Genomic DNA, 22,922 nt, shown 5'->3' with positions numbered 1-22,922 from the left:
ATGTTTCACAGTGGTCCGCCGAGGGCTTGCCTCGACGGACCTTTTTGATTTCTCTCTGCCATTTGACTGCCGCGCCAGGACATAGATGGCGCATGAATTCGCGGTCACCTCGTCGAGGTCGACATTGGCCAGGCCCTCAGGGTAGCCAGCCAGCACCCTCCTCATTCCTGACGTACTCCCTGACAGCCGACCGGTTTCGGTATGCTGTCGAAACAGTCCCGGATGCGGGTATCGCGGCGGCGAGAAGCACGCCTTTCACCCAGGAAACTCCGATGGATCGATCACCGTCAGGAAAGGAGTCGACACGACGAATTTCGCGCCCCAGCCGGCGACGTGATGCATCTGCTTGATGATCTCGTCCTTCAGGTTCCAGGAAAGGATCAAGATGTAATCCGGCTTCGTATGATCGATCGCATCGACCGGTTTGATCGGGATGTGCATGCCCGGCGTAAAACACCCATGTTTGTAGGGATTTCGGTCGACCGTGAAATCAAGGAAATCGGGACCGACCCCGCAGTAGTTGAGCATCGTGTTGCCCTTGCCGGGCGCACCATAGCCACAAATCTTCTTGCCCTCGTTCTTGGCCGAAACCAGAAACGCAAGGAGATCTCGCTTGGCGCGCCGCGCTTTTTCACCGAAGGAGGCGTAGGTCGCCATTTCGGTCATTCCATGCCGTTTCTCTCGATCAAGGAGTTGGCCAACACTGTCGCTTGCGGTCCAGGTGCTTTCCTTGTTGGCGAGGTAGACGCGAAGCGATCCCCCGCGCGTGGACAGCTCCTCGACGTCGATCAGGCGCATTCTGTGACGTTTCGCCAGCAGATCGACGGTCAGCAACGAAAAGTAGGAAAGATGCTCGTGGTAGATGGTGTCAAACTGGTTTTCGGCCATCAAACGCTCGATGTGCGGGAACTCGAGAGTGACCACGCCTTGCGGTGTCAGAAGGATCCTCATTCCAGCGACAAAGTCGTTGAGATCCGACACTCGAGCCAGAACGTTGTTACCTATGATGAGGTCAGCACGAAGGCCTTCGGCGACCATCTGGTGAGCCAGGCGAACGCCGAAAAAATCGACCCTGGTCGGCACGCCTTTGCCCACCGCGGCGTGCGCAACGTTGGCGGCTGGTTCGATGCCAAGAACCGGGACGCCGAGTGGCAGGAAGTGCTGGAGCAGGTAGCCATCGTTGCTGGCGAGTTCCACCGCCAGGCTGTCGGCGCCGAGGCCAAGGCGTTTCGTGACCGCTTCACAATAGACCTTCGCATGGGCGACGCTGCTGGTCGAGAAGGAAGAAAAACACGCATACTCGCTGAAGAGGGTTTCAGGGCTTATGTACTCCCTCATCTGCACCAGATAGCAGGTGTCGCAGACAAGGACGTTCAGCGGATAGTAGAGTTCCATCTGATCGAGTTGGTCGGCCCGCAGGAAACTCTCGCAAGGCGGTGACATGCCAAGATCGACCAGTGTGTGCTGCAGGCGCGAACCGCAAAGCCTGCAGCCGGTTTTCTGGCTTCTCGCGGTGTGATCGCGAACAACATCAACCGCCTGGATGTTCATTGTCTGCTCCATTCCATCTGCTTGGAAAACGAGCCGCAGGGCCTTGTGTGTGATGCCCCGGGTCCTCCGTGAAATGTATTGGGAGGCTAAGGTGGGACGCCTGTGAGGTCGATTTGCCTATGTGTCGGGCGCTTTAGTCTTTAAAGGGAATCGAGTGAGGCGAGGGCGACATCTGGCAAGCTCGAACGGTTAAGGCCGTTGACCCGACATACCGCTATAGAAATAGCCACCTAAGGCTTTGGATAGCTATTCCACCTTGCCGGCGATGTCAGAAATCCCCGGTCTTTGCTTGAGCAAGCTGGGTGATACGCAGCCATCGTCCGAACGAGCCGCTAAATGGCCAGATCTGCCAACCGCCTCTGACTTAACCGGGCGCCGGCATATCTGTAGTCTCCCGCATGGCAGCATGCCGAGACCTGAATTCGCTTGAATTGATGATGCCCAGGGCCACCGCGTCTCGCGTCATCGATCCTTTCCGCAACTGGCGGGAATAGGTCTCCAGCCCATAATTGTCCGCCGGGCGATCCAGCAGCAACAGGTAAAGAAAGCTCACATAGGCGCGGTCCGTGAGGCCGATGGTGGCGTATTTGGTCTCGAATTCCTTGGAGCGGATCATGTCCATGACCACGTCGACAACCCCGGCATCGCCATTCTCGAGCGCTTGAGACCAACGGTTCAAGCTGGCGGCATCGCCGTCTTGGCCGAGGACGAGGCAATAGGCAAAACTCGCCTGGCGGTCATGGTTGGAGCCATCGGCAGACCTGGCATCGGCATCGCAGTAGCGCTGCGGCTTGGGCAGCGGTTGCGGGCCCCGCGTGATGTCTCGAACAGCCATGTAGGCAGGTTTCGGTTCGCCGGTGGTCCATTTACCGCGGTTGTTGGCGGCAAGTCTGACCAGCCCCATGTTGGCTTCGAAGCTCGGGGCCCAATAGGTCTCATCCAGCAACTCATAGATGTGAGCTGCTTCGACTTTGTATTTGTCCTGGAGTTCGGCAAGCCGCGTCATTGTTTGCTTGATGCCCTCAGCCTGCTGCCGCTCGCTGCGCTGACTTCCGTTGGGATTGTTGAATTCGGTGACCCAGATGGGCTTGCCGTATGAGGAAATCTCGCGGAAAGCCCATTCCGGATCTTCCCCATACATATGCCAGACCGAGATATCCCAGGCGATCCCGTCCTGCTTCATACGGGCAAAGGCGCCGGTATGCCCCCATCCAGCCGTTCCCATCGCCTTTCTTATGGTCGGGTCGATCGCCGTCATTCCGTCGGACAGACCTTTGAGGACGGCGCTCACCTTCACCCAGCGCGGACCATAGTAGTCGAGCACTCCCCGCCCAGCCGCAGGCCCCCACGTACAAGGATATTGCGATCCGTCATCGCGTTTCTCGCAGGGCTTTATCAGGGCGTAGATCTCCATCTCGTTGCCGAGCTCCCAAACGCGGATATCGCTCTTGAACCTGGAGCCAAGGACGGACGCCAATTTCCGCGCTTCGCCATAGAGTTGATCCGGACTGTTCTGCTCCAGATCCAATCCGGGGGTGATCACGGGCAGGATATCGATGCCTCTTTCTTTCCCGGCCGTCACAACGCTGGCAAGCTTATCCGCCTCATCTGCGGAGGTAACATTGACCCGATATGATTTGAGGCCGAGGTTTTTGACGAAGTCGAGTTGTTTCTCGATTGGAACGTCCGGGTAGGAAATCACCGGATGGCCATTCACTCCCCAGAGCAAATCGGCGAACGCGGGCGCGGCTGTTGTCAGCAACGCAGCAGCGGCAACTGCAAAACGAAACGACATGGCGATCATGCCTCCCTGCACGACACTCGAGATTTGGAATAGTCGGAACTGCGGGAGCCGGAAGCAATTTGCCTATATGGGCATATGAAATCTTGGCCTACCTCTTTTGAAGGCGGAGACTTGGCCATCAGACGGCATGACCTTTTGATCGCGATTGCCTTGATTTGGTACCCGATGAGCCGGACTGCCCAAGACCAAGCGAATTGATGAGGGCCCTGTCACAGGGCAACTGAACCGCGCAGGCGATTATTCGTGGAATTCCCCGAAATCCGCATCGACCTGGATCATAAGCTCGAGATAGCTCCATGCTATCCAGCGCCAGGAATAACTGCTCGCCCTCGCATGCCCCTTGTCAATCATTCGTTTGCGCAGATCAGGATCGGTTGCCAGCCGGCGAACGTTTTCGAGCCATGAACAGACGTCGTCAGGACCCGCATAGAGGGCAGAATCTCCGCAGATTTCAGGCAGACAGGGCGAAGTCGAGACTATCACCGGGCAACCCGAGGCCATCGCCTCAACTGCTGGCAATCCGAAACCTTCGATCCGTGATGGAAGCAGGAAGCAAAGGGCGCTTTCGAGCGCCTTTTTGAAGTCGTCATCGGTTACGCGCCCAAGAAGGATGATGTTCTCCGGCATTTCCGGGACGTGCCGCAGGATGGCGGTCTCGTCGACATCGCCCGGCATCCAGAGGTCGAGACCCATTTCATCCAGTAGCGGGGCAAGGCGGGCGACAAGCCCCATGTTCTTATATTCCTGCCCCCCTCGGCCCAGGCAAACGACATAGGGTCTGCCCCGATTGACAGCCAAGGAAGACTTTGTTGAGTCCCACCGCTTCGCATGATCGCTGCCGTTGTAGGTAACGAAGATGTTTTCCTCGCGTGCGATCCCGAACTCGACCAGATGCCTGCGTGAGAGCTGCGAAACCGTCGTGATCCTTGCGGCCCGCCTGCCAAGCAGCGGCAGGACGATGCGATGCGCCCAACGGAATCCCCGCGCGTAGCTCGAGGGCATCAGTCTTGTATGCATGTCATGGATGCATGCAATCTGACGTCTGAACACGACCGGTGCGAGATTGCAAAAGCTCAGCAGGCCTCCAGGCACATGCCAGGGCAGCTGTGCCTGAACCCAGAACTGAGGTATTCGTGGCCTGCTGAACTCGGGAACGACCCGCACCGGTATCGCCTTCAGCGGGAGAGGCTCAGCCAGCGGACGTGGCACCACGACATCAATTTCCAGGTCATGGCTGAGAGGATGCCCCTCCGAGATGAGGGCATCGAGTGCCATCGTCACCTCACATGCGTAACGCGCTATCCCATTACGCGGAAGGAGGGTGAAGTCTCCGTTGATCGTCCAGCGCCGTCTGGGCGGCTCGATATCCATTGATGTTCGATCGGGATGGCCCGGCAGATGTCGCGAGACACCCGGAAGCGACCGTGCCGCTGCTGCGGCTACGCCGTTTCCGTTCAAATGCCCATCTTGTCCAACCGGCGCCGAATAAAGTTCAGATCTGGCCATCGCCCTGCTCCACCTTGGAGGACCGGCGGCAAGACTAACACTCAGCGAAACGCAGCGACCCTCGAACGTTTGAGGTACTCCCCCCTCTGTTCTCGCCTGGCTGGATGATCCTTGACGCAACCAGATGACCCAATGGCCGTAGTGACCGCTCGCGATTGCGGCTTCAAACTAACGACATCGCGAGGCTGACATGGCACGGCACTGGACGATCAACGGGCGTTTTCTTTCCCAACCGACAACCGGCGTTCAGCGGTATGCAAGAGAAATCGTCCGCTCGCTGGACACTTTGATCGCCGAGCGGGCCCTCCTCACCCGTGGGCTTGAGCTCAGGCTTCACTGCCCGCCGGATAGCTTGGATTTCCCGCTCGATTCCATCGAATGTTGCAAGATCGGCAGCACGGGTGGACATCTCTGGGAACAGACCAAGCTGGCCGCCTCGTTGCAAGGCGGTGGGCTGCTCAGCCTGTGCAATACGGGGCCACTCCTGTCGCGCAAGCACATTGTCTGCATTCACGATGCAAACGTCTGGAATGCCCCTCACAGCTATTCACTCGGCTTCAGGGCCTCCTACAAGGCGCTGCTCCCATGCCTTGGCAAAACCGCATGCAATATTTCGACAGTTTCCAATTTTTCGCTGAACGAGCTGGTTCGGCGCAACATTGTCCCTCCGTGTCGGGCCTTCGTTGCCCCGAACGGTCATGAACACGCCTTGATGTGGAAACCTGAACACTCGGTAGCGACAAGGTTGGTCGCCTCACGCGATACCGTCGTCATGATCGGCAGCGCCGCGCCCCACAAGAACGCAGGCCTCATTCTTGGGCTGGCCGACCGCCTTGGAAAGGCAGGGCTGAAGATCGCGGTTGTCGGAATGTCGGATCCGCGTGTTTTCAACACAGGATCAGCCAGGGCTGACGCACGAAACATTCATTGGCTCGGACGCATTCGCGACAGCGAATTGGCCGCGTTGCTGCACGACTCGCTTTGCCTGGCGTTTCCTTCGCTGACCGAAGGCTTTGGTTTGCCGGTTGTCGAGGCGATGGCCCTCGGCTGCCCGGTTGTGGTGTCGGATCGCGCCAGCCTACCGGAGGTCTGCGGAAATGCGGCACTGTATGCTGCAGCCGACAGCCCGCATGCATGGTTCGACCGTTTCATGAGCCTTCGCAATTCAGGACCCTACGCCTGCAGCTGACGGCCAAGGGAAAGGCCAGAGCCTTGGCCTTCAGCTGGAGGGTAAGCGCTTTGCGCTACCTGGAGGCGATGGCTGCAGCTGACGGCATCGATACCGAAACCGGGGGCGAGCGGTTAGGTGAGTTCATGTGATACCGTGAAGTGCCTGGACGGCTCCGATCGACTCCAGCACAGCCCGATCGAAATTCTCTTCCGAGAAGCGCTGTGCATTCCTGGCGCACGCTTGCGGCGTGATGAGGTGACTATTTTCCTCGAACCGCAGGATGGCTTCCTTCACATCCTCAATGGTTTGGGTCTTGAACAGCACGCCCGTCGGCTCGTGATCTGTCCCCAGGCGCCGGACAATATCGACCGCGCCGCCTCGACCGAAGGCGATCAGCGGCGTACCACAGGCCTGCGCCTCAGCGAGCGCTATGCCGAAGTCCTCGCAACCCGCAAAGACCATCGCCTTCGCCCGAGCAAGCGTATCCACGTATTCCTTGCGGGGCAGGAAACCTGAAAAAGAGATATTCGGACCGGCCAGTGACCTGAGAGTGGCTGACTGCTGCCCTTCTCCGACTATGACCAGCCGTCGCGACGGCATCTCATTGAAGGCCTTGATCACCAGGTCGGTGCGCTTGTAGGGGGCGAGGAAAGACGCAGAGACGTAATAATCACCCTTGTCCTCGACGCAGGGTAGTTCGTTCAGGCAGACGGGCGGAAAGACAACACGCGCGTCACGCCCATAGATATGCTGGATCCGGGAACGCACGTAGTTTGAATTCGCCAGCATCAGGTCCGGCCCGTGAGCGGTTCTCGTGTCCCACGTCCTCAGACGATGCAGCATATAGCGGTAGAGCATTCCCTTCGGCCCGAAACCCAGTCTGCCCTGCTGAAGATAAGAGAACTGCTCGTCCCAGGCATAACGCACGGGGCTGTGCACATAGCACAGATGTGGCTGATCGGGTCTTGTGATCACCCCTCGAGAAAATGCGGCCGAGGAAGAGATAACCGCGTCATAGCCTGTTACGTCGAACTGCTCGATGAGGAAGGGGCAAAGGAAAAAGAGGGACCGGTAGAATTTCTCGATCATTGGAATCCGATTGGCGGCAGAGGTGTGGAATTCCACGTCGCGGAAATACTGCTCCTTCACCTCGGCCGGGAGGAAATCGAAAAGCGTGAACACCTCGGCATTGGGAAACAGCTTGCAGATTTGCGCCAAAACACGCTCGCCACCCCGGAAATTTGGACACCAGTCGTGAACAACCGCTATCCGGCCATGTCTGTCGACACCTTTTGCCGGAGTAGCCGGAAACTCCTCAATGGGCATTTCGACCTTGGCGGCCGTCGCCAGGTCGGAAGAGCGTTCATGGAGCATGATTCTCCCCTTCTTCCGCGAGGCTCCAGTCTCCGTTTCGTCCCACGCCCACCGCAAGTTGTCCGATCGGTCAGAGATTGCGCCCCTCGAACGCCTGCCTACTGCTAATGGTTGTGGGCCGCACGCAGGAGATACGTCGACAGAATGCGATCGGAGGTAGGTGGAGCCCGTCAGACCCACTTTTATGCAGGCTGTTTGAACACGCTCGTCGTCATAGGCTGGAAGGAGCCACGCTTGGATGAGCAATGAAACTTGCGGTGATTATCCCAACCCTCGGCCGCAGCGGGCAGGTTGCTCGCCTGCTGGAATATCTGGGTGGGCAGACGAGACTTCCTGACGAGGTCATACTGTCGGCACCCGACGCCACACATGTCGAACTCCCGGATAACTGCCCGTTCCCGCTGTCGCGTGTTCTCGGTCCCATAGGATCGGCTGCCCAGCGCAACACGGCTCTCGGACCGTCGCTGGATCGTTTCGACATCATCACATTCTTCGACGACGATTTCGTTCCATCCGCGCAATACCTGGAGCAGATCGAGCAGGCTTTTGCTGGAAACGACGGATGGGCGGTTGTGATGGGCAGGGTCGTCAGGGATGGCGCCAACAATGCCGGTCTCACCTGGGACGATGCGGAAGCTGCGTTGAGAGATGCCGACGGACGAAAACCGAGTGGGCCGCCGGTAGTCGACCATGTCGGAGCCTATGGATGCAACATGTCGGTGCGCGCTTCGCTGGTTGGCGATTTGCGCTTCGACGAGCGCCTCGTCCTCTACGGCTGGCAGGAAGACATCGACTTCACAAGTCAACTGAGATCCAGAGGTCGCGTTGTATGCGTGACGTCGATCACAGGCGTTCATCTTGGCATCAAAGCGGGGCGCGTCAGTGGAAAGCGGTTCGGCTATTCGCAGGTCGCCAATGCGATTTACTTGATAAGGAAAGGCACTGTTCCAGCCTCATTCGCGCTTCCTCTGATGTTCAGGAACATCACAGCCAACCTCCTGAAGAGCTTTTGGTCGGAGCCATATGTCGACAGGAGAGGCCGGCTCAGCGGCAACGCGCTCGCGATCCTGCATGTCGCCATGGGTCGGATCGAACCCGAATACATCCTAAGAATGTGAGATTTCGAGACAATGCGGAACTGGCTTTCAGCAATTGTAGGCGTCTCGTTGGCGGCGACGGCTGTTTGGCCGCTGCCGGCCTCCGCCACAGAATATCTCCTTGGACCGCAGGACAAAGTCAGGCTCAAGGTTTACGAGTGGCGCGCGTCACGAGACGTGATCTTTGAATGGACTGCTCTCAACGACAGTTTCGTGATTGCAGCCGACGGCACGCTCTTCCTGCCGTTTGTTGGGCAGATTCGTGCTCAGGGCACCGCGCCCGGGGACCTCGCCCGCGCCATAGGGCGCCGACTGATGCAGCAGATGGGGCTCGGCCGCGAGCCAGATGTGGCTGTCGAGATTGCCCAGTACAGGCCGTTCTATATTGTCGGCAACGTCAGGCAACCTGGCGAATTTCCTTATAGACCCGGCCTTACGGTGCTGCAGGCTCTGGGTATCGCCGGCGGATTGCCGATACGTGAAGACAATATGTCTCGGCTTGAACGAGAGGTCATCTCGGGCCAAGGCGATGTAGGACTTCTTGCTCTGAACAGCGTTAGCCTGATTGCCCGCAAAGCACGGTTGCAGTCGGAGCTCGCCGGCAGTGACGACATCACCTTTCCTCCCGAGCTGACGGGCCGGATATCGAACGAAACCGTTGCACTGGCAATGGAACAGGAGCGCAAGATATTCGCTATCCGAAAGGATGCGCTCGCAACTCAGCTTCGTTCGCTGCGAGAACTCAAGGATTTCCTGGAAAAAGAACTGGCCTCGCTCGAGCAGCAGCTGACTTTCCATAACAAACAGATCGAACTCATCCAAAAGGAACTCACGGGCGTCTCGAGCCTCGTGCAGAAAGGCCTCGCCGTTGCGCCACGCGAATTTGCTCTGGAGGGTGCCGTCGCCCGGATGCAGAGCGACAGACTGGCGGCCGAGACGTCCATGCTGCGGGTCAGGCAGGAAATGAGCAAGACCGACATTGAAATCCTCAACCTCGGCAACCAGCGCTCCAGCGAGATCGCCGAGAGCTTGCGTGAGACGCAGCGGCAGCTCAACGAAGTCACCAGCAAATCCGATACCGCAGCGCAGCTGCTGCAGGAAACGCAGGTTTCGGCCCCCGCTCTGCTGGCTCTCAGGGAAAGCGCTCAAAGGGCCGAGCCGATCTTCAAGATCGTAAGGCCGAAAGACAGCGGCATGGAAGAGCTCGCCGCCGAGGAAACAACACTTGTCGAGCCGGGCGATACCGTGAAGGTCGAAATTCCACTGCCGCAGGCGGGCCTGGAGGGTTTACCCCCGGCAAATGCGAACATTCGGGCGGAGACGGGCGCTGTTCGGAATACGAACTGACCTGATCCCCCAAATCGTTGCGGTGCCCGATTGACGCAGTCACGCATGGTGATGCCGTCAACCATGGCTGGAAAACATCGGCTCGACAAATCTGGTATCGATTTTCGAACGGCATTCCAAGCAGTGTTTCCAGCGCTTGCCATGCCCTCCGAGGCCGCATAACAGTTGGCGCACGCGAAGTTTGACGGGCTCTCTGCTGCAGCAGGCCGCTTGGTTCTGCGGGCGTCACTGGAGACATCGGTGTTAACGAGCATACTGGCCGTGTCGGTGGCAGGCATACTCATCGGCTTACGGTTCAAGGCCGCAGCGTTGCTGGCGGCGACCGCGGTGCTTCTCGTTGGTATCCTAGCCTGGAACAGCCTGGGATTACCGGGCCATGTGACCGTGGGCAAATCCCTGATCCTGATGTTTTTTTCGGCCTGCGGCTACCTCGTGGGCCTGTCTCTGTCGCTTTACCGCAAGCGAAACGAAGAGTGATACGGCTTCAGGAAGCCCTGTCGACCCTCATGACCGCAACGATGGTCCTGAGCAAGATAGCGAAATCGAGCCAGATCGACCAGTTCCGCACATACTGGCTGTCCAGAGCGACGCGTTTTTCGTAGTCTAGGCTGCTTCTTCCGCTCACCTGCCAAAGGCCAGTGAGTCCCGGCCTCGTTCCAAGGTACTCTGCCTGGTGCTCGCCATAGCGGCTGAGTTCGTCCGCGACGATCGGTCTTGGACCGACGCAGCTCATGTCACCGCGCAGTATGTTGATGAGCTGGGGGAGCTCATCCAAGCTGGACTTGCGCAGCATTCGTCCAAAGAACGTAACGCGGGGATCGTTCCTGATCTTGTGGCACTCTCCCCACTCCTTGAGTGCCTCGGGGTTTGCATCGAGGTGTGATTTCAGAACTTCGTCCGAATTCGCGACCATCGAGCGAAACTTGTAGCAATCGAACGGCTTTCCGCCGAAACCAACTCGACTATGCGAGAATATTGCCGGGCCTCCGGCCGTAATCTTGATGATCAAGCCCACGAGGATCATGACAGGCGCAGCCAGGATGAGCGCTGGGCAGGCTATGACAATATCCATAATCCGTTTGAGGAGGCCTCCAACGGGAGGGTTTGTAATCTCCGTGTCGATGACACTGGATGGGCCATGCAAAATTGTTCCGGTATTGGCATAGCCGCCCGGGGCGACGATATGCAGGACCACCCTGCTCTCTATCGCAGCCGACACAACTGGCTGGCCCCAGATCGCCTCCCCCCGGTGCGAATGCTTTTCAAAGGCGTTTGTCATGTGACGGTCGCCGTTTCCAGATTTTTCACTCTGACAGTTTTCCAAGGACGGAACGCGGCGGCAAGGAATGCAAAGGAGGTAGCGCGATACTCCCGAGGGTACCCCCTAATCCCGACGCATGATTGCCCTGTATGCATTGGCGATTTGCGGAAACGCCGCGCCTAGCTGCGCCCACCGGTGCCTGGACGGTACTACCCGTGCCTTTGCTAGAAGCACGCCAAGTATCGGCGTCCTGGAGGCTTGCAGTGTCCTGACAAGTTCCTGCAGGGTGTCGATGTGCGTCTTTCCCCACTCCGCAAGGATGACGACGCCGTCGAGGACGGATCCAACGGCCAGGTCGTCGGCCCCTGATTCAAGGGTCGGCAGGTCGATGATGATTTTGTCGTAGGCAGCCGCACCTTCGGCATTCAGTTCGGAGAGAAGTGCCTGCATATTGCTTGGCACGAGCAGTTTTCTCGCGTCCACCACGGAGCTCGAAAGCACGTCGAACCGCCAAGGAGTGCGAATGATATTGAGCCGAAGGAGGTCCTCGCACTCCCTACCCGGCATACCCGAATGGTCGGGCAGCCTTGTGGTGATCGTCGGTTTCCGAAGATCGGCATCTATGACCAGCGTCTTGAGGCCTGACATGGAGTAAAGCGTGGCAAGATTGGTCGCGACGATACTCTTCAGGCTGTTGTTTGAAGCAGCGGTCAGTCCAAGGACCCGCACCGGGTGGTTCGTTTCAGCAAGGCTGATTTCGGTTCGCGCCTTCCTCAGGCTCTGGCTGTATCGAGACCAAGGATGTCTTGCCGCTTCATCGACGTATCCGAATCCACTCCGGTTGCTGGGTGGCGGCAGTTCTCCCACACACACCATTCCCAGATTGTCGCGGATATGACGTGGCGACCGAATGCTCCAATCGAGCGAATGCCGCGCGAAAGAAATGCCAATGCCGAGAATGAGGCCTGCGATAGTCGCGAAAGCCAACACCAGCTTCGGCTTCGGAGCGCTCGGAGAAAGCGGCGCCGTTGCAGCGGTAATCACCCTGGCATCGGCAACTGGATAGGATTGCTGGCTTACTGAATTTGTATAGGCCTGCAGAAAGCTCTCATACATTTTCCGATAGGTATCCGCGGTCACCTCAAGCTCTTCGAGCGTAGGTTCCAGACTGACGCTCCCGTCGGCATCCCGACCCACGCTGTAGTCGTGCCTGGAGCGGAAGCCCTGAGCCTTCGCCATCGCCTCGTTCATCTGGGTGCGCAGTTGTTGCAGGCGTTTTTCCAACCATGCTCCGCCTTCCCTCGCTGCATCGGCCTTGGTTTCGACCTGTTCGTGCACGAAGGCGTCGGCGGTGGCATTCGCAATCTTTGCTGCGGCGTCGGGATCGGCCGTGGTGAAAGATATGTCGATTGCGTAGGAAACACCTACCCTTCGCACATCCAGGCCGTTGCGAAAAATCAGCATGCTGAGGCGGGACTTCTGGTAATCGGTCAGTTTGGCCATCGCCTCTACGGCCCAGTTGCTTTTCTGGTACCCTAGCGCCTCATCCAGGTTGTCCTTTATTTTCCTGAACCTCTCGACCAATATCGGCGCCTGGGGACGGTTGAAATTCGTGTTTTGAATCAATTTCAATCGGTCGATGACCATGGAAGCAATCTTTTCAGACTGCATTACAGCGATCTGGCTTTCCACTTGCGCGGTATCCAACGATAGATTTACTTCCGCGCCTTCCTGCAAATGTTGTGGCAGCCTCGGCTCAATGAGTATCTGCGCCTTGGCCGTAAAAACCGGGTCTGTGGTCGAATTGTAAAACCATGCCACCAAAAGCGCCGCGGCAAGACAGGCCGCAATTGTTCCGACATAATGTTTCAGAAATCCGGTTATGTCCGAGAGGCTGATGAAATCCTGCTCGGCACCGATCTGCTGATTGGTTACCAAAGGCCACTGGCTGGCGAACGAGCGATTCATCTAACGTCTCCGGCAGGTACGAAGGGCCCGCCCTCGTACACTCAGGTCTGGCACAGGCGTGCACGCAGGCCGGACACAGGAGTTCCATGACATCCAATTGATGTTCTGATGTGCGCCCAAGGCCCCGCGATCCCAAGCATCTGCGAGAAACACTATTCCGGCACAGGGGAAGGTAAACGCCTCCAATTGACGTAAGCCTACCCCCTATGGGAGCGAAGAAGGCGCGGCGGACTGCCGCCAGGATATCCGACATCGCCGACAGGTGCTGCTTTTCTCCCTGCGCCGGATCGAGGGGAAATTACCGCACGGTCTACCCTGCTGCATGACACATCGAAGTGGCGCTGGACGCAGATGTTCCTCCGCCATCGCCGATTGCCATACCTTGGCAAAACATCCTTTCGATCACCGACCGGCATCACCTATTGGATGAAGACGGCCGAACCGAGGAGTAAGGCTACCCGAATTCATGAAGGGGTCTGAGGCTGCCGGCATGTTAGAAATACTGCCGCAATATCGGAGCGGTAGCTGTGCCCCTAAAGATAGTCGACCAGGCCAAGCCGAATACTTTCGCATTCGAAAACAATGCACTCATCAAAACCACCGGCTTCCGTGAATATGATGCGCGCTGGTGGTTCGGCCACCCGGACTCGGAAAAAGAACCTGAACTCAACCTGATGGGCGCCCAGGCATTGGGCATGGGGCTTGGCACGCTGATCCGCCGGGAGGGCGTGGGTCCTGAAATCGTCACCGGTCACGACTTTCGCAGCTATTCCATGTCCATCAAGATGGCTTTGGTGTCAGGGCTCATGGCAGTGGGCGCACATGTGAAGGACATTGGCCTGGCGCTTTCCCCAACCGCCTATTTCGCCCAATTTGCACTCAACGCTCCGTCTGTTGCCATGGTCACGGCCTCCCACAATGAGAACGGTTGGACCGGAGTGAAAATGGGTGCCCAAAGACCGCTGACATTCGGGCCCGATCAGATGAGCGCTCTGAAAACGCTTGTGCTGAACGGCGACTTCGATCTTGTCGGTGGCGGGAGCTATGAATTCGTAGCCGACCTTCGCGAGAAGTACGTCGAAGATTTGATTGCCGGAAAGCGCATTCGCCGAAAGCCGCGCGTCGTTGTTGCCTGCGGCAACGGCACGGCGGGTGCCTTTGCGCCGCAGGTGCTGGAGAGCATCGGCTGTGTCGTGATCCCTCTCGACGTGGAGCTCGATCACTCGTTTCCGCACTACAATCCGAATCCTGAAGACATGCAGATGCTGCACGCGATCCGCGACAAGGTTCTGCAGACCGGTGCGGATCTGGGACTGGGCTTCGACGGTGACGGTGACCGCTGTGGCGTGGTCGACAACGAAGGCAACGAGATCTTCGCAGACAAGGTCGGTGTCATGTTGGCGCGAGACATCTCCAGCCGGCATGCAGCATGCACTTTCGTCGTGGACGTGAAATCGACTGGCCTGTTCATGACCGATCCCATTCTGGCGCAAAATGGTGCAAACACCGACTACTGGAAGACAGGGCACTCCTACATCAAGCGCCGCGTTGCCGAACTCGACGCAATCGCTGGCTTCGAGAAGTCGGGGCACTTCTTCTTCAACCCACCGATCGGACGTGGTTATGACGACGGCCTCGTCACGGCGATCGCCATCTGCGAGATGCTCGACCGGAATCCCGGAAAGACGATGGCCGAGCTGTACCGTGCCCTGCCCTTGACCTTCGGCACCCCGACGATGTCGCCCCACTGTCCCGACGAGGCCAAGTACGGCGTGGTCGACAAGGTTGTCGATGACTTCATGAAAATGAAAGGGGACGGGATCGAGTTTGCGGGGCAGCCGCTGGCTGACCTGGTCACAGTCAATGGGGTGCGTGTCGTGGCTCAGGACGGCACCTGGGGATTGGTCAGAGCGTCATCGAACAAGCCCGAAATTGTCGTCGTCGTCGAAAGCCCTGTCTCCTCGGAGCGGCGGCGACAGATGTTCGAGGCACTCGACTCCGTCCTGCGCCGTAATCCTGAGGTTGGAGCCTACAACCAGACATTCTGAGGGAGCTGAAGCATGGCACGCCGGATCATCAGTTTTGTCATGAGCGGTGGCGTCGGGTCACGGCTGTGGCCACTCTCGCGGGAAGACAACCCCAAGCAATTCCACGATCTCTCCGGGGACGGCTCGATGCTCGCGAAAACGGTCCGGCGCCTCAAGGCGTGGCCGCACGCCGAAACGCCGATCTATCTGATTGCATCCGCGAGACACGCTGAACGCGTCATCTCGGATATCAGTCCGCTTGGTTTGAATGGAGGAAAGCCGATCTTCGAGCCGCTGGGTCGAAATACGGCCGCGGCAGTCGCCATCGCCACGCTGCAGACCATCGCCGAACACGGCAGCGACGCGCTTGTACTTGTCGTTCCCTCCGACCATGAGATTTCGACGAACACACAGTTTTGGGAGACTGTTGAGGCGGGCATGCCCGCGGCCGACTCCGGAAGCATAGTCGTGTTCGGCATCCCGCCCACTCATCCGGAAACCGGATATGGGTACATTGAGGTCGCTGCCAATGGCGACGGTGCGGCCGCGGTTTCACGCTTCGTCGAAAAGCCGAACATCGAGACCGCCCAAACCTATTTGTCGTCAGGAAGATTCTATTGGAATGCGGGCATCTTCCTGTTTCGCGCCGACACCATGCGCACGGCCTTGCTCGAATTTCAGCCGCAGATCTGGGACACGGCAGAACGAGCCTTTAACACCGCCAGGGCCGATGTCTCGGGTCTCTACCTGCCCCAGGGCCTCTACTCGGAGATCCCCTCCACGTCGATTGACTATGCCGTGATGGAGCAGGCGCGCGGCATAGCAATGGTGACGGCCTCCTTCCGTTGGAACGACCTTGGATCGTGGCAGTCGCTGCTCGAAGCCAGCCCGACCGACAGCAACGGCAATGTGGTGAAGGGTGATGTGGTCGCGATGAATTGCGACGGCTCCTACCTGAGAAGCCAGGGCAGGCTGCTGACCGTCGTCGGAATGAACGGCGTCGCGGTGGTGGCGACGCCGGATGCAATATTCGTCGCTCCCGTCAGCCACAGCCAGAACGTGAAAAAGGTTGTTGAACAGCTTGAGAAAAGCGGTCGCCTCGAGACGAAAATCACGGCATCGGAAGACAGGATCATCATCAGCGGATCGTGGCGCAAGCGCGTGAAGCACTGGCTTTTCGAGGAAACTCTGCCGCTTTGGTCCACTACGGGCATCGACGATGTGCATGGTGGCTTCCACGAGGCTCTCGGTTTCGATGCAAGACCGTTGGGTAAGCCTAAGCGGATGCGAACGATGGCTCGCCAGATTTATGCTTTCGCGGTGGCGAAGGAACGCGGCTGGACCGGGCCGGCTGACAGGCTCATCGACCACGGCATCGACTTCATCGCACGACACGGCCGTACCGACCGCGGCAGCTGGGTGCGAACGCTGAATGCAAATGGCAGTGTGGCTGATCCGACGGAGGACACATACGACCATTCCTGTGTGCTTCTGGCGTTTGCGCATGCCCATCGATGCGGTCACCCGGCAGCACTGCAGCTCGCACAGGAGACATTCGGCTTCATCGACTCGTACCTGGAGGACGGCTGTCTGAATGGTTTTGTGGAAACCCCTGGCTGGAACGGAGTGCGCTCCTCGAATCCGCACATGCACATGCTTGAATCCTTCCTGGCCTGGTATGACGTTACCGGCGACCGCGCTTACCTTCGTCGGGCGGCTCGCATAATCGATCTCTTCCGGTGCCATTTCTTTGACCAGGAGAGTTGGACGCTTGGGGAATATTTCGACGCCGATTGGCTTCCGATGCCCGGAGAAAAGGGGCAATGGACCGAGCCGGGGCATCATTTCGAATGGGCTTCGCTTCTCGTGGATTTTGCCAGGGCCAGCGGGCAGAAAGATCTGGCTGCATATGCGAGAAAACTCTATTCGTCGGCAATCGCCAGCGGATTGAACCGGGCCACAGGTCTGGCTTACGCAGCTGTATCGCGACAGGGAATGCCCTTCGACAGGCTTTCACGCAGTTGGCCGCAATGCGAGGCCATCAAGGCGGCAATTGCCCTGGACGACATTGGCGGGCCCGATCTCAAACCCGAGATCGAAGCGCGCGTCGCGCGCCTCTTCAGATGGCATGTCGATCCCGCGCCACTCGGGCTCTGGGTGGACAGGATTGACGAGCGTGGACGGTCACTGGCAACCGAAGTTCCAGCCAGCATATTCTACCATCTCGTGACTGCGTTGATGCAGTATCTCGACAAGACCGAAGGACAGATCGAACCGTTCCCGCGGCAAGTCGGCTACGAGGACAGGCTTGCTCCGAGGCAGAATTACGGTTGAACAAACCACTGCCCCATCGAATGCGCACCAACACCAGAGTGGTATCGGCGCCGCTATAAATACAAGACTATCTTCGACGTTTGCGGATAATGCATCTATATTAGCACAGTCTAATATAGATGCATTATCCGTTCATCACTTATTCGTCATCGCTTCACGCCAGCATCATCACAGCAAACGTGGAAATTTCCAATTAAACTTAAAGAGGAAAGCCAAATAACCCGGCGCATGCTAGGCTTCATGAAATCGCTGAGACGCCGAGTTTTGGGAAACCCCTGCAGGACTATGGCAAAAGAAACACGCACGAGCATGGCGGTGATCTCATCGAACCGTTGGCTACAAGATCACTAGCAGCTGCGTTTGGTGCGTTGCACTTAAGTGAATTGGTTCGCATCGAATTCGGTGCCTCAGTGTTGTTATCGCCAACGGAGACTAGGGAATTGTTGAAGGACGCGTCACAATTAATTCACGCGGGCGGTAAGGATGGCGGATGCTTCACGTTCTCGTTTGAGGTGGGATAGGTCCCTTTCGTCGTACGTTGGACGTAACGGTGACGCGGCGCTTATCAAGACCCTGGGATTCACATCGAAGCGATATCCGGCCAACGCGATCATCTTCAGTCAGGGCGACAACAACGATCGCATATACATCGTCGAAGCTGGTTGGGGTTGCATTTCTCATGAGCTTCCAACCGGCCAGCGCCAAATTCTGGATTTTGCCCTGACTGGCGATGTCGTTCTGCCTCAATCATATGGCGGTGGAGCGCTTGAAACTTTCCTGGCTCAAACTGAACTTTCGTTGCTGGTGGCACCGACCAAGACTTTTACTGTCGCTGCCATGAAATCACCTCACCTCTTCTCCTTCATTGTCGAGGCTCTGACGCACAACGGCGCGGTGATCGCTCAGCACCTGGCAAACATAGGACGGCGCAACGCTCTGGAGCGGACGGCCTATTTGTTGCTTGAACTGACAGCGCGTTTACAAAGAGTTGGCGCAGTTACCTGTAACGGCTTTGAATGCCCGCTGACCCAGTACGACCTGGCCGACGCCCTGGGCCTTACCCCAATCCATGTAAACCGAATGCTGCGGGAACTGCGCGAGCGGAAATTCCTCGAGTTTCGCCAAGGCTATGTCCGCCTGCTCGATCATGCGGGTCTGATGAAGCTCGCGGGTTTCGACGGCGACTACATCGAAAATTGAGCACAACTTCCCTGCCTTCTCTTCAACTTCATCGCGGTATCGATCTCGCGCCTCTCCCGAGGCGGCGATGCGCAACAGCGTGCTTGCTTGCTGCCGCGACACACGACCTTCTGCAGGACAGCGACCGCCGTTATCGCCCCCGCCGACGCCGCCAGCCTCAGGCTAAGGTGACCTGCCCGCTGACCGAAAGCGGTATCCGTATCGCCGGCCACCCCCAACATTCCACATTAGGACAAGGTGAGCGACCGGCTCCATCGTGATACGACAATCGGAATTTCCGGCGCCCAGGTCGAACTTTCGTTCCGCTGAGGACCCTGCCATGATTCCGATCATCAAGCCCACGATGGATGAGGCCGAGGCCGAAGCGGCGCGCCGCGTCATCCTGTCCGGCTGGGTTACGCAGGGCCCAGAGGTCGCGGCCTTCGAGACGGAATTCGCAGCCTTCACGGGCGCACCGTACGCCACGGCCGTCTCGAATTGCACAACGGCCCTGCATCTGGCCTTGCTGGCGGCCGGGGTGAAGCCTGGCGACGAAGTGGTCACGGTCAGCCACTCCTACATCGCCACGGCCAATTCGGTGGTCTACTGCGGCGCGATCCCGGTTTTCGTCGACATCGACCCGGCCACCTACAACATTGACCCGGCCCTGATCCGGCAGGCGCTTTCAGCCAGGACCAGCGCGATCCTGGTCGTCCACCAGATGGGCCTGCCCTGCGACATGGCCGCGGTGATGGACATCGCCAAAGCCAAAGGCTTGCCCGTGATCGAGGATGCGGCCTGCGCCAGCGGCAGCGAGATTCTTTGGGACGGGCAATGGGAGAAGATCGGCAAGGTGCACGGCGACGTGGCGTGTTTCTCGTTCCATCCGCGCAAGATCATGAGCACCGGCGACGGGGGTATGTTGACCACCAGGCACGCCGACTGGGCCGGTAAATTCAAGCTGCTGCGCCAGCACGGTATGAGCGTGCCCGATACAGTCCGCCATGGCTCGGCCCAGGTGATTTTCGAGACCCACCCGGTTCTAGGCTACAACTATCGGATGACGGACATCCAGGCCGCTGTCGGCCGCGAGCAACTCAAGCGTCTGCCCGGCATCGTGGCCAAGCGCCGCTCGCTCGCCGTCCGCTACGCCGAATTGCTTGGCGGGGCACAATGGCTGGACCTGGTTCAGGAACCGTCCTATGCGCGCACCAATTGGCAGAGCTTCTGCGTCCGCCTGCCGGATCACGCCGACCAGCGCACCATGATGCAGGCCATGCTCGATGCCGGTATCGCCACCCGGCGCGGTATCATGTGCGCCCACCGCGAGGACGCTTATGCTTCCCATCCCTTGCGCCTGCCTCTGCCGGAGTCCGAGGCAGCCCAGGATCATGCGATCGTCCTTCCGCTCTACCCCCAGATGACGGACGGAGATCAACAGAAGGTCGCCTCTACCCTGATCGAGGTCACACGGCCCAAAATCCGAAGCTCAAAGCTCCCGCTCTGGAATTCGGGGCGGGATGTGGTGACGGTCCCGCAGTGGGGCCAACCCCGTCGAATGTGAGCGATCGCGATGGCGAGCGTTCGGCGAGCGGTGGTCGCGGTCTATTTCGAGAAATACGCTACTCTCGTCCTCAATTTCGTGACCCTCTACGTTTCGTCGCGGCTTTTGACCCCCGACGAAATCGGAGCCGCGTTCCTTGGCGCCAGCCTTGTCGCTCTCGCCGAGGGTCTGCGCGACTTTGGCGTCACCAACTACATCGTCAGCGCCGAAAAGCTCTCGAAGGAGGAAATTCACACCTCCTTCACCATGATGCTGCTGGTCGCCATCATCCTAACGACCGCCTTCGTCGCGACAGCGGGCCTCTATGCCGACTTCGCACACGAACCGCGCCTGGAGAACTTCGTCCGCACCGTCGCGTTTGGCTATCTGTTCGCCAGCATCGGTTCGCCGATTGTTGCTCTGCTTCGACGCGACCTGGAGTTCTGGAACATCGCGGCCATCAACCTGGGCTCGGCCCTGGTCGGCAACATCACCACCACCGGCCTCGTGATGATGGGCTTTGGCTATATGAGCTTCGCCTGGGGCGCGTTGAGCTATCCGCTCTCCACCTTCGTCTTCGCCATCCTCATACGCCCGGATCTGTCCATCTTCCGGATCGAATTCACCAAATGGCGCGAGATCCTGGCCTTCGGCGGCCTCAACACCGCGACAGGCATCCTAACTTCCCTTGGGAGCGTCATTCCGACCTTCATGCTGGGGCGGGCCAGCGGCAGCACCGATGTCGGTCTCTACAGCCGGGGCCAACAGGTCACCGAAATGCCCAGTCGTTTGGTCATATCGGCCATCTCGGCCGTAGCCCTGCCGGGTTTCGCCGCCCATGCCCGCACGGGTCGTCCTCTCAAAGACCCCTATCTCAAAGTTGTCGCCAATCTCACCGCATTCCACTGGCCGGGCCTGGCGATGGTCATCCTCTTCGCCCATCCCCTGGTGCACACCATGCTGGGACCGCAATGGGACACCTCCATCCCGCTGGTGCAGGTGATGGCGGCGGCCACCATGCTCTATTTTCCCGTCCCCTTGATGTTCCCAGCCCTGGTGGCCGCCGGCGGAATCCGCGATACGGCCAAGGCCTGGATTATCTCCTTGCCGATCACCAGCCTGATCATGATCCTCGCGGCCCAGCATGGCCCGCTCGTCCTGGCGCTCTCGATCTTTGCCACCACACCGATCCAGGTAGGCGTTGGCCTCTACTTTCTGATGCGCCGGCTGAAACTGAGCGTCTCCGAGTATTTGCGCGCGCTGGTACCCAGCGCGGCCGTCACCCTGGCCACAGCGCTAGGCCCGCTTGTCGTCATTGGGCTGAACAGCTTCGACATGGACATCTCGATCTTGCAGGCGCTCCTGGGTGGCGGGCTTGGCGGAACGTTCTGGTTCCTGGCCATAGGTTGGACCCGCCATCCCTTCGCGGCCGAACTGGCCTATCTGCTGGGTAGAGCACAGGCCCGCGCGCCTGCGCGCCTGCATGCCCTCCTTGCCGCCATCCGACGCTTCCTCGGCGAGGCCTCCGAACTGGCGCCCGTGCCAGGCGATGCGGACAGCGAAATCAATATCACGGGTCGCCGGGATGGCACGCAACCCGTTTGGTCGGTGGTCAAAGGGCGGTTCGGCCGCCTCTTCGAACGATCGCCTGGTTGGCCGACGGGCGGGGAAGGCAGGGAGAACCTGTGATGAGTCATGCGATAGGTTCGCCCAACGCCGCCGGCACGAGCTTCAAGCATGCGCTGGGCCATGTCACCGCGCGTAGCGTGATCTCCACTGCCCGCATCGTTACCCGCTTGACGACACGGGGTGTCGATATTGCCTGGTTCGATGCCTGGAACACGACCCTCGACCAGGCCCTGGACGCCCTGCCTGCCATTCCCGGTTGCGACCGCGATCTCTACCGTGAACTCACCCAGCCCACGAGCGTCCGCAAGCGGCACGCCCTTGCAACGGAGAACGGCCAGCCGACCGCGCTCATCTCCCTGCGCCACCGCCGCCGATATTGGGAGCCCGTCGCCTATCAATCGCTTTCTGGTGTGATCGCGCCTGCGTCCTCTCAAGCCGCCCTTGGTCGGGCGCTGCATGCCTTGGGCGTCGAGGTGCGGGTCGAGGCGGGGCTCGACAAGGCCGTCGTGGAGCTCAATCCGCGATGCTATTGGTCCCCGGACAACTACCGCATCGACCTGCGGTGCGATTATGAGGCGCGCTGGAGCCGCAATCATCGCAGCAATGTGCGTAGGGCCCGCAAACGTTGCGATGAATTCATGCGACTTCGTATCGACGACGTGGGCGATCTGGAATGGTGCTGCGCCCAGTGGGGACGCATGTGGGAAGGCGCAGACGCTGGGGAGACGGTTGCCGTTGAGGATCGACTGCGGTTTTGGCCTGCCTTCTTAAGACAGCAGAGCGCCGACAGCCCGATCCAATTCCACACCCTGCACCTGCTCGATGGTAGTCGTCGCGCGGCCGGGCTCGTCCTAATGTCAAAGGACGACATTGCGCTTGGCCAATGCATCGTCCGCGATCCCGAGTACGACCGCTTTTGGGTTGGTGTCCGCATGATGGAGGCGTCGATCAAATGGGCGGCAAGCGCTGGGCATCGTCAATTCGATCTCGGCTCCGGGCAAGACTACAAGCAGAGTTGGGGTGAGCCCGTGGCAGGGCGTTATGGCGCGATCTTTCGCCCACGCGCCGTCAGTGCGCTTTATCGGCTCGGACTTCTATGACTGCGCTGCATCAAACTGTCCGACATGAGGA

Annotated in this window: 16 protein-coding genes; 10 read left to right on the top strand and 6 right to left on the bottom strand. The window is 58.9% G+C overall.

What is annotated here, in order from left to right; translation table 11 throughout:
- Positions 1 to 255: 255 nt before the first annotated feature.
- The 3 genes from ACFJIU_RS03110 to ACFJIU_RS03100 form a co-directional block, all read right to left on the bottom strand.
- Entirely contained in the window at positions 256 to 1,551 is a 1,296-nt protein-coding gene (locus ACFJIU_RS03110; protein WP_379067403.1) for a methyltransferase domain-containing protein, read from the bottom strand.
- Positions 1,552 to 1,915: 364 nt separating this feature from the next.
- Positions 1,916 to 3,355, bottom strand: a complete 1,440-nt coding sequence (locus ACFJIU_RS03105) for a DUF4214 domain-containing protein (RefSeq protein ID WP_379067402.1) — start codon at positions 3,353 to 3,355, stop codon at positions 1,916 to 1,918.
- A 237-nt stretch (positions 3,356 to 3,592) separates the two neighbouring features.
- Positions 3,593 to 4,861: a glycosyltransferase family 4 protein gene (locus ACFJIU_RS03100; RefSeq protein ID WP_379067400.1), complete on the bottom strand. Its 1,269-nt coding sequence runs from the start codon at positions 4,859 to 4,861 to the stop codon at positions 3,593 to 3,595.
- 190 nt (positions 4,862 to 5,051) lie between these two features.
- Here ACFJIU_RS03100 and ACFJIU_RS03095 point away from each other — a divergent pair, with 190 nt between their 5' ends.
- On the top strand, positions 5,052 to 6,050 hold the full coding sequence (locus ACFJIU_RS03095) for a glycosyltransferase family 4 protein (protein ID WP_379067398.1): 999 nt from the start codon (positions 5,052 to 5,054) through the stop codon (positions 6,048 to 6,050).
- Between the two features lie 123 nt (positions 6,051 to 6,173).
- Here the strand turns inward: ACFJIU_RS03095 and ACFJIU_RS03090 are convergent, their stop codons facing one another.
- Entirely contained in the window at positions 6,174 to 7,406 is a 1,233-nt protein-coding gene (locus tag ACFJIU_RS03090) for a glycosyltransferase (protein WP_379067397.1), read from the bottom strand.
- A 245-nt stretch (positions 7,407 to 7,651) separates the two neighbouring features.
- On the opposite strand from ACFJIU_RS03090, the gene ACFJIU_RS03085 reads away from it, so the two are divergent.
- The 3 genes from ACFJIU_RS03085 (at position 7,652) to ACFJIU_RS03075 (ending at position 10,327) form a co-directional block, all read left to right on the top strand.
- On the top strand, positions 7,652 to 8,524 hold the full coding sequence (locus tag ACFJIU_RS03085) for a glycosyltransferase family 2 protein (RefSeq protein WP_379067396.1): 873 nt from the start codon (positions 7,652 to 7,654) through the stop codon (positions 8,522 to 8,524).
- 48 nt (positions 8,525 to 8,572) lie between these two features.
- Positions 8,573 to 9,850, top strand: coding sequence for a polysaccharide biosynthesis/export family protein (locus ACFJIU_RS03080; protein ID WP_379067395.1), 1,278 nt, complete (start codon positions 8,573 to 8,575; stop codon positions 9,848 to 9,850).
- A gap of 165 nt (positions 9,851 to 10,015) precedes the next feature.
- Positions 10,016 to 10,327 carry a hypothetical protein gene (locus tag ACFJIU_RS03075; protein ID WP_379067393.1) on the top strand — a complete coding sequence of 104 codons (312 nt, stop codon included), beginning with the start codon at positions 10,016 to 10,018 and terminating at the stop codon, positions 10,325 to 10,327.
- A gap of 7 nt (positions 10,328 to 10,334) precedes the next feature.
- On the opposite strand, the gene ACFJIU_RS03070 is transcribed toward ACFJIU_RS03075, so the two are convergent.
- Complete coding sequence (locus tag ACFJIU_RS03070; RefSeq protein WP_379067391.1) at positions 10,335 to 11,129, bottom strand: sugar transferase; 795 nt, start codon at positions 11,127 to 11,129, stop codon at positions 10,335 to 10,337.
- Positions 11,130 to 11,234: 105 nt separating this feature from the next.
- Positions 11,235 to 13,079 (bottom strand): polysaccharide biosynthesis tyrosine autokinase, encoded by a 1,845-nt coding sequence (locus tag ACFJIU_RS03065; RefSeq protein WP_379067390.1) that lies wholly within the window; start codon positions 13,077 to 13,079, stop codon positions 11,235 to 11,237.
- A 527-nt stretch (positions 13,080 to 13,606) separates the two neighbouring features.
- Here ACFJIU_RS03065 and ACFJIU_RS03060 point away from each other — a divergent pair.
- The 6 genes from ACFJIU_RS03060 to ACFJIU_RS03035 all read left to right on the top strand — a co-directional run bounded on the left by ACFJIU_RS03060 (position 13,607) and on the right by ACFJIU_RS03035 (position 22,891).
- Positions 13,607 to 15,127 carry a phosphomannomutase/phosphoglucomutase gene (locus ACFJIU_RS03060; RefSeq protein ID WP_379067388.1) on the top strand — a complete coding sequence of 507 codons (1,521 nt, stop codon included), beginning with the start codon at positions 13,607 to 13,609 and terminating at the stop codon, positions 15,125 to 15,127.
- A gap of 12 nt (positions 15,128 to 15,139) precedes the next feature.
- The gene (locus ACFJIU_RS03055; protein ID WP_379067386.1) at positions 15,140 to 17,440 is read left to right on the top strand and encodes a mannose-1-phosphate guanylyltransferase/mannose-6-phosphate isomerase; all 2,301 of its coding nucleotides are present in this window, start codon (positions 15,140 to 15,142) and stop codon (positions 17,438 to 17,440) included.
- A gap of 483 nt (positions 17,441 to 17,923) precedes the next feature.
- Positions 17,924 to 18,640 (top strand): Crp/Fnr family transcriptional regulator, encoded by a 717-nt coding sequence (locus tag ACFJIU_RS03050; protein ID WP_379067384.1) that lies wholly within the window; start codon positions 17,924 to 17,926, stop codon positions 18,638 to 18,640.
- A 319-nt stretch (positions 18,641 to 18,959) separates the two neighbouring features.
- Positions 18,960 to 20,183 carry a DegT/DnrJ/EryC1/StrS family aminotransferase gene (locus tag ACFJIU_RS03045; RefSeq protein ID WP_379067383.1) on the top strand — a complete coding sequence of 408 codons (1,224 nt, stop codon included), beginning with the start codon at positions 18,960 to 18,962 and terminating at the stop codon, positions 20,181 to 20,183.
- A gap of 9 nt (positions 20,184 to 20,192) precedes the next feature.
- Positions 20,193 to 21,851: a lipopolysaccharide biosynthesis protein gene (locus tag ACFJIU_RS03040; protein ID WP_379067381.1), complete on the top strand. Its 1,659-nt coding sequence runs from the start codon at positions 20,193 to 20,195 to the stop codon at positions 21,849 to 21,851.
- Positions 21,851 to 22,891 (top strand): GNAT family N-acetyltransferase, encoded by a 1,041-nt coding sequence (locus ACFJIU_RS03035; RefSeq protein ID WP_379067379.1) that lies wholly within the window; start codon positions 21,851 to 21,853, stop codon positions 22,889 to 22,891. The genes ACFJIU_RS03040 and ACFJIU_RS03035 overlap by 1 nt, the downstream gene beginning before the upstream one ends.
- Positions 22,892 to 22,922 lie beyond the last annotated feature (31 nt).

The sequence above is a fragment of the Mesorhizobium sp. UC74_2 genome (genome assembly GCF_042701485.1).
In the GTDB taxonomy this organism is placed as follows: Bacteria; Pseudomonadota; Alphaproteobacteria; order Rhizobiales; family Rhizobiaceae; genus Mesorhizobium.
The sequence above is the reverse complement of the archived record's forward strand: the minus strand, read 5'-3'. Positions and strand labels throughout refer to the sequence as shown.

Bases quoted from the DNA above. Each gene is read 5' to 3' on its own strand.
- ACFJIU_RS03035 (WP_379067379.1), top strand. From the start codon at position 21,851: ATGAGTCATGCGATAGGTTCGCCCAACGCCGCCGGCACGAGCTTCAAG.
- ACFJIU_RS03055 (WP_379067386.1), top strand. From the start codon at position 15,140: ATGGCACGCCGGATCATCAGTTTTGTCATGAGCGGTGGCGTCGGGTCA.
- ACFJIU_RS03095 (WP_379067398.1), top strand. From the start codon at position 5,052: ATGGCACGGCACTGGACGATCAACGGGCGTTTTCTTTCCCAACCGACA.
- ACFJIU_RS03050 (WP_379067384.1), top strand. From the start codon at position 17,924: ATGGCGGATGCTTCACGTTCTCGTTTGAGGTGGGATAGGTCCCTTTCG.
- ACFJIU_RS03110 (WP_379067403.1), bottom strand. From the start codon at position 1,551: ATGAACATCCAGGCGGTTGATGTTGTTCGCGATCACACCGCGAGAAGC.
- ACFJIU_RS03070 (WP_379067391.1), bottom strand. From the start codon at position 11,129: ATGACAAACGCCTTTGAAAAGCATTCGCACCGGGGGGAGGCGATCTGG.
- ACFJIU_RS03090 (WP_379067397.1), bottom strand. From the start codon at position 7,406: ATGCTCCATGAACGCTCTTCCGACCTGGCGACGGCCGCCAAGGTCGAA.
- ACFJIU_RS03040 (WP_379067381.1), top strand. From the start codon at position 20,193: ATGGCGAGCGTTCGGCGAGCGGTGGTCGCGGTCTATTTCGAGAAATAC.
- ACFJIU_RS03085 (WP_379067396.1), top strand. From the start codon at position 7,652: ATGAAACTTGCGGTGATTATCCCAACCCTCGGCCGCAGCGGGCAGGTT.
- ACFJIU_RS03045 (WP_379067383.1), top strand. From the start codon at position 18,960: ATGATTCCGATCATCAAGCCCACGATGGATGAGGCCGAGGCCGAAGCG.
- ACFJIU_RS03100 (WP_379067400.1), bottom strand. From the start codon at position 4,861: ATGGCCAGATCTGAACTTTATTCGGCGCCGGTTGGACAAGATGGGCAT.
- ACFJIU_RS03065 (WP_379067390.1), bottom strand. From the start codon at position 13,079: ATGAATCGCTCGTTCGCCAGCCAGTGGCCTTTGGTAACCAATCAGCAG.
- ACFJIU_RS03105 (WP_379067402.1), bottom strand. From the start codon at position 3,355: ATGATCGCCATGTCGTTTCGTTTTGCAGTTGCCGCTGCTGCGTTGCTG.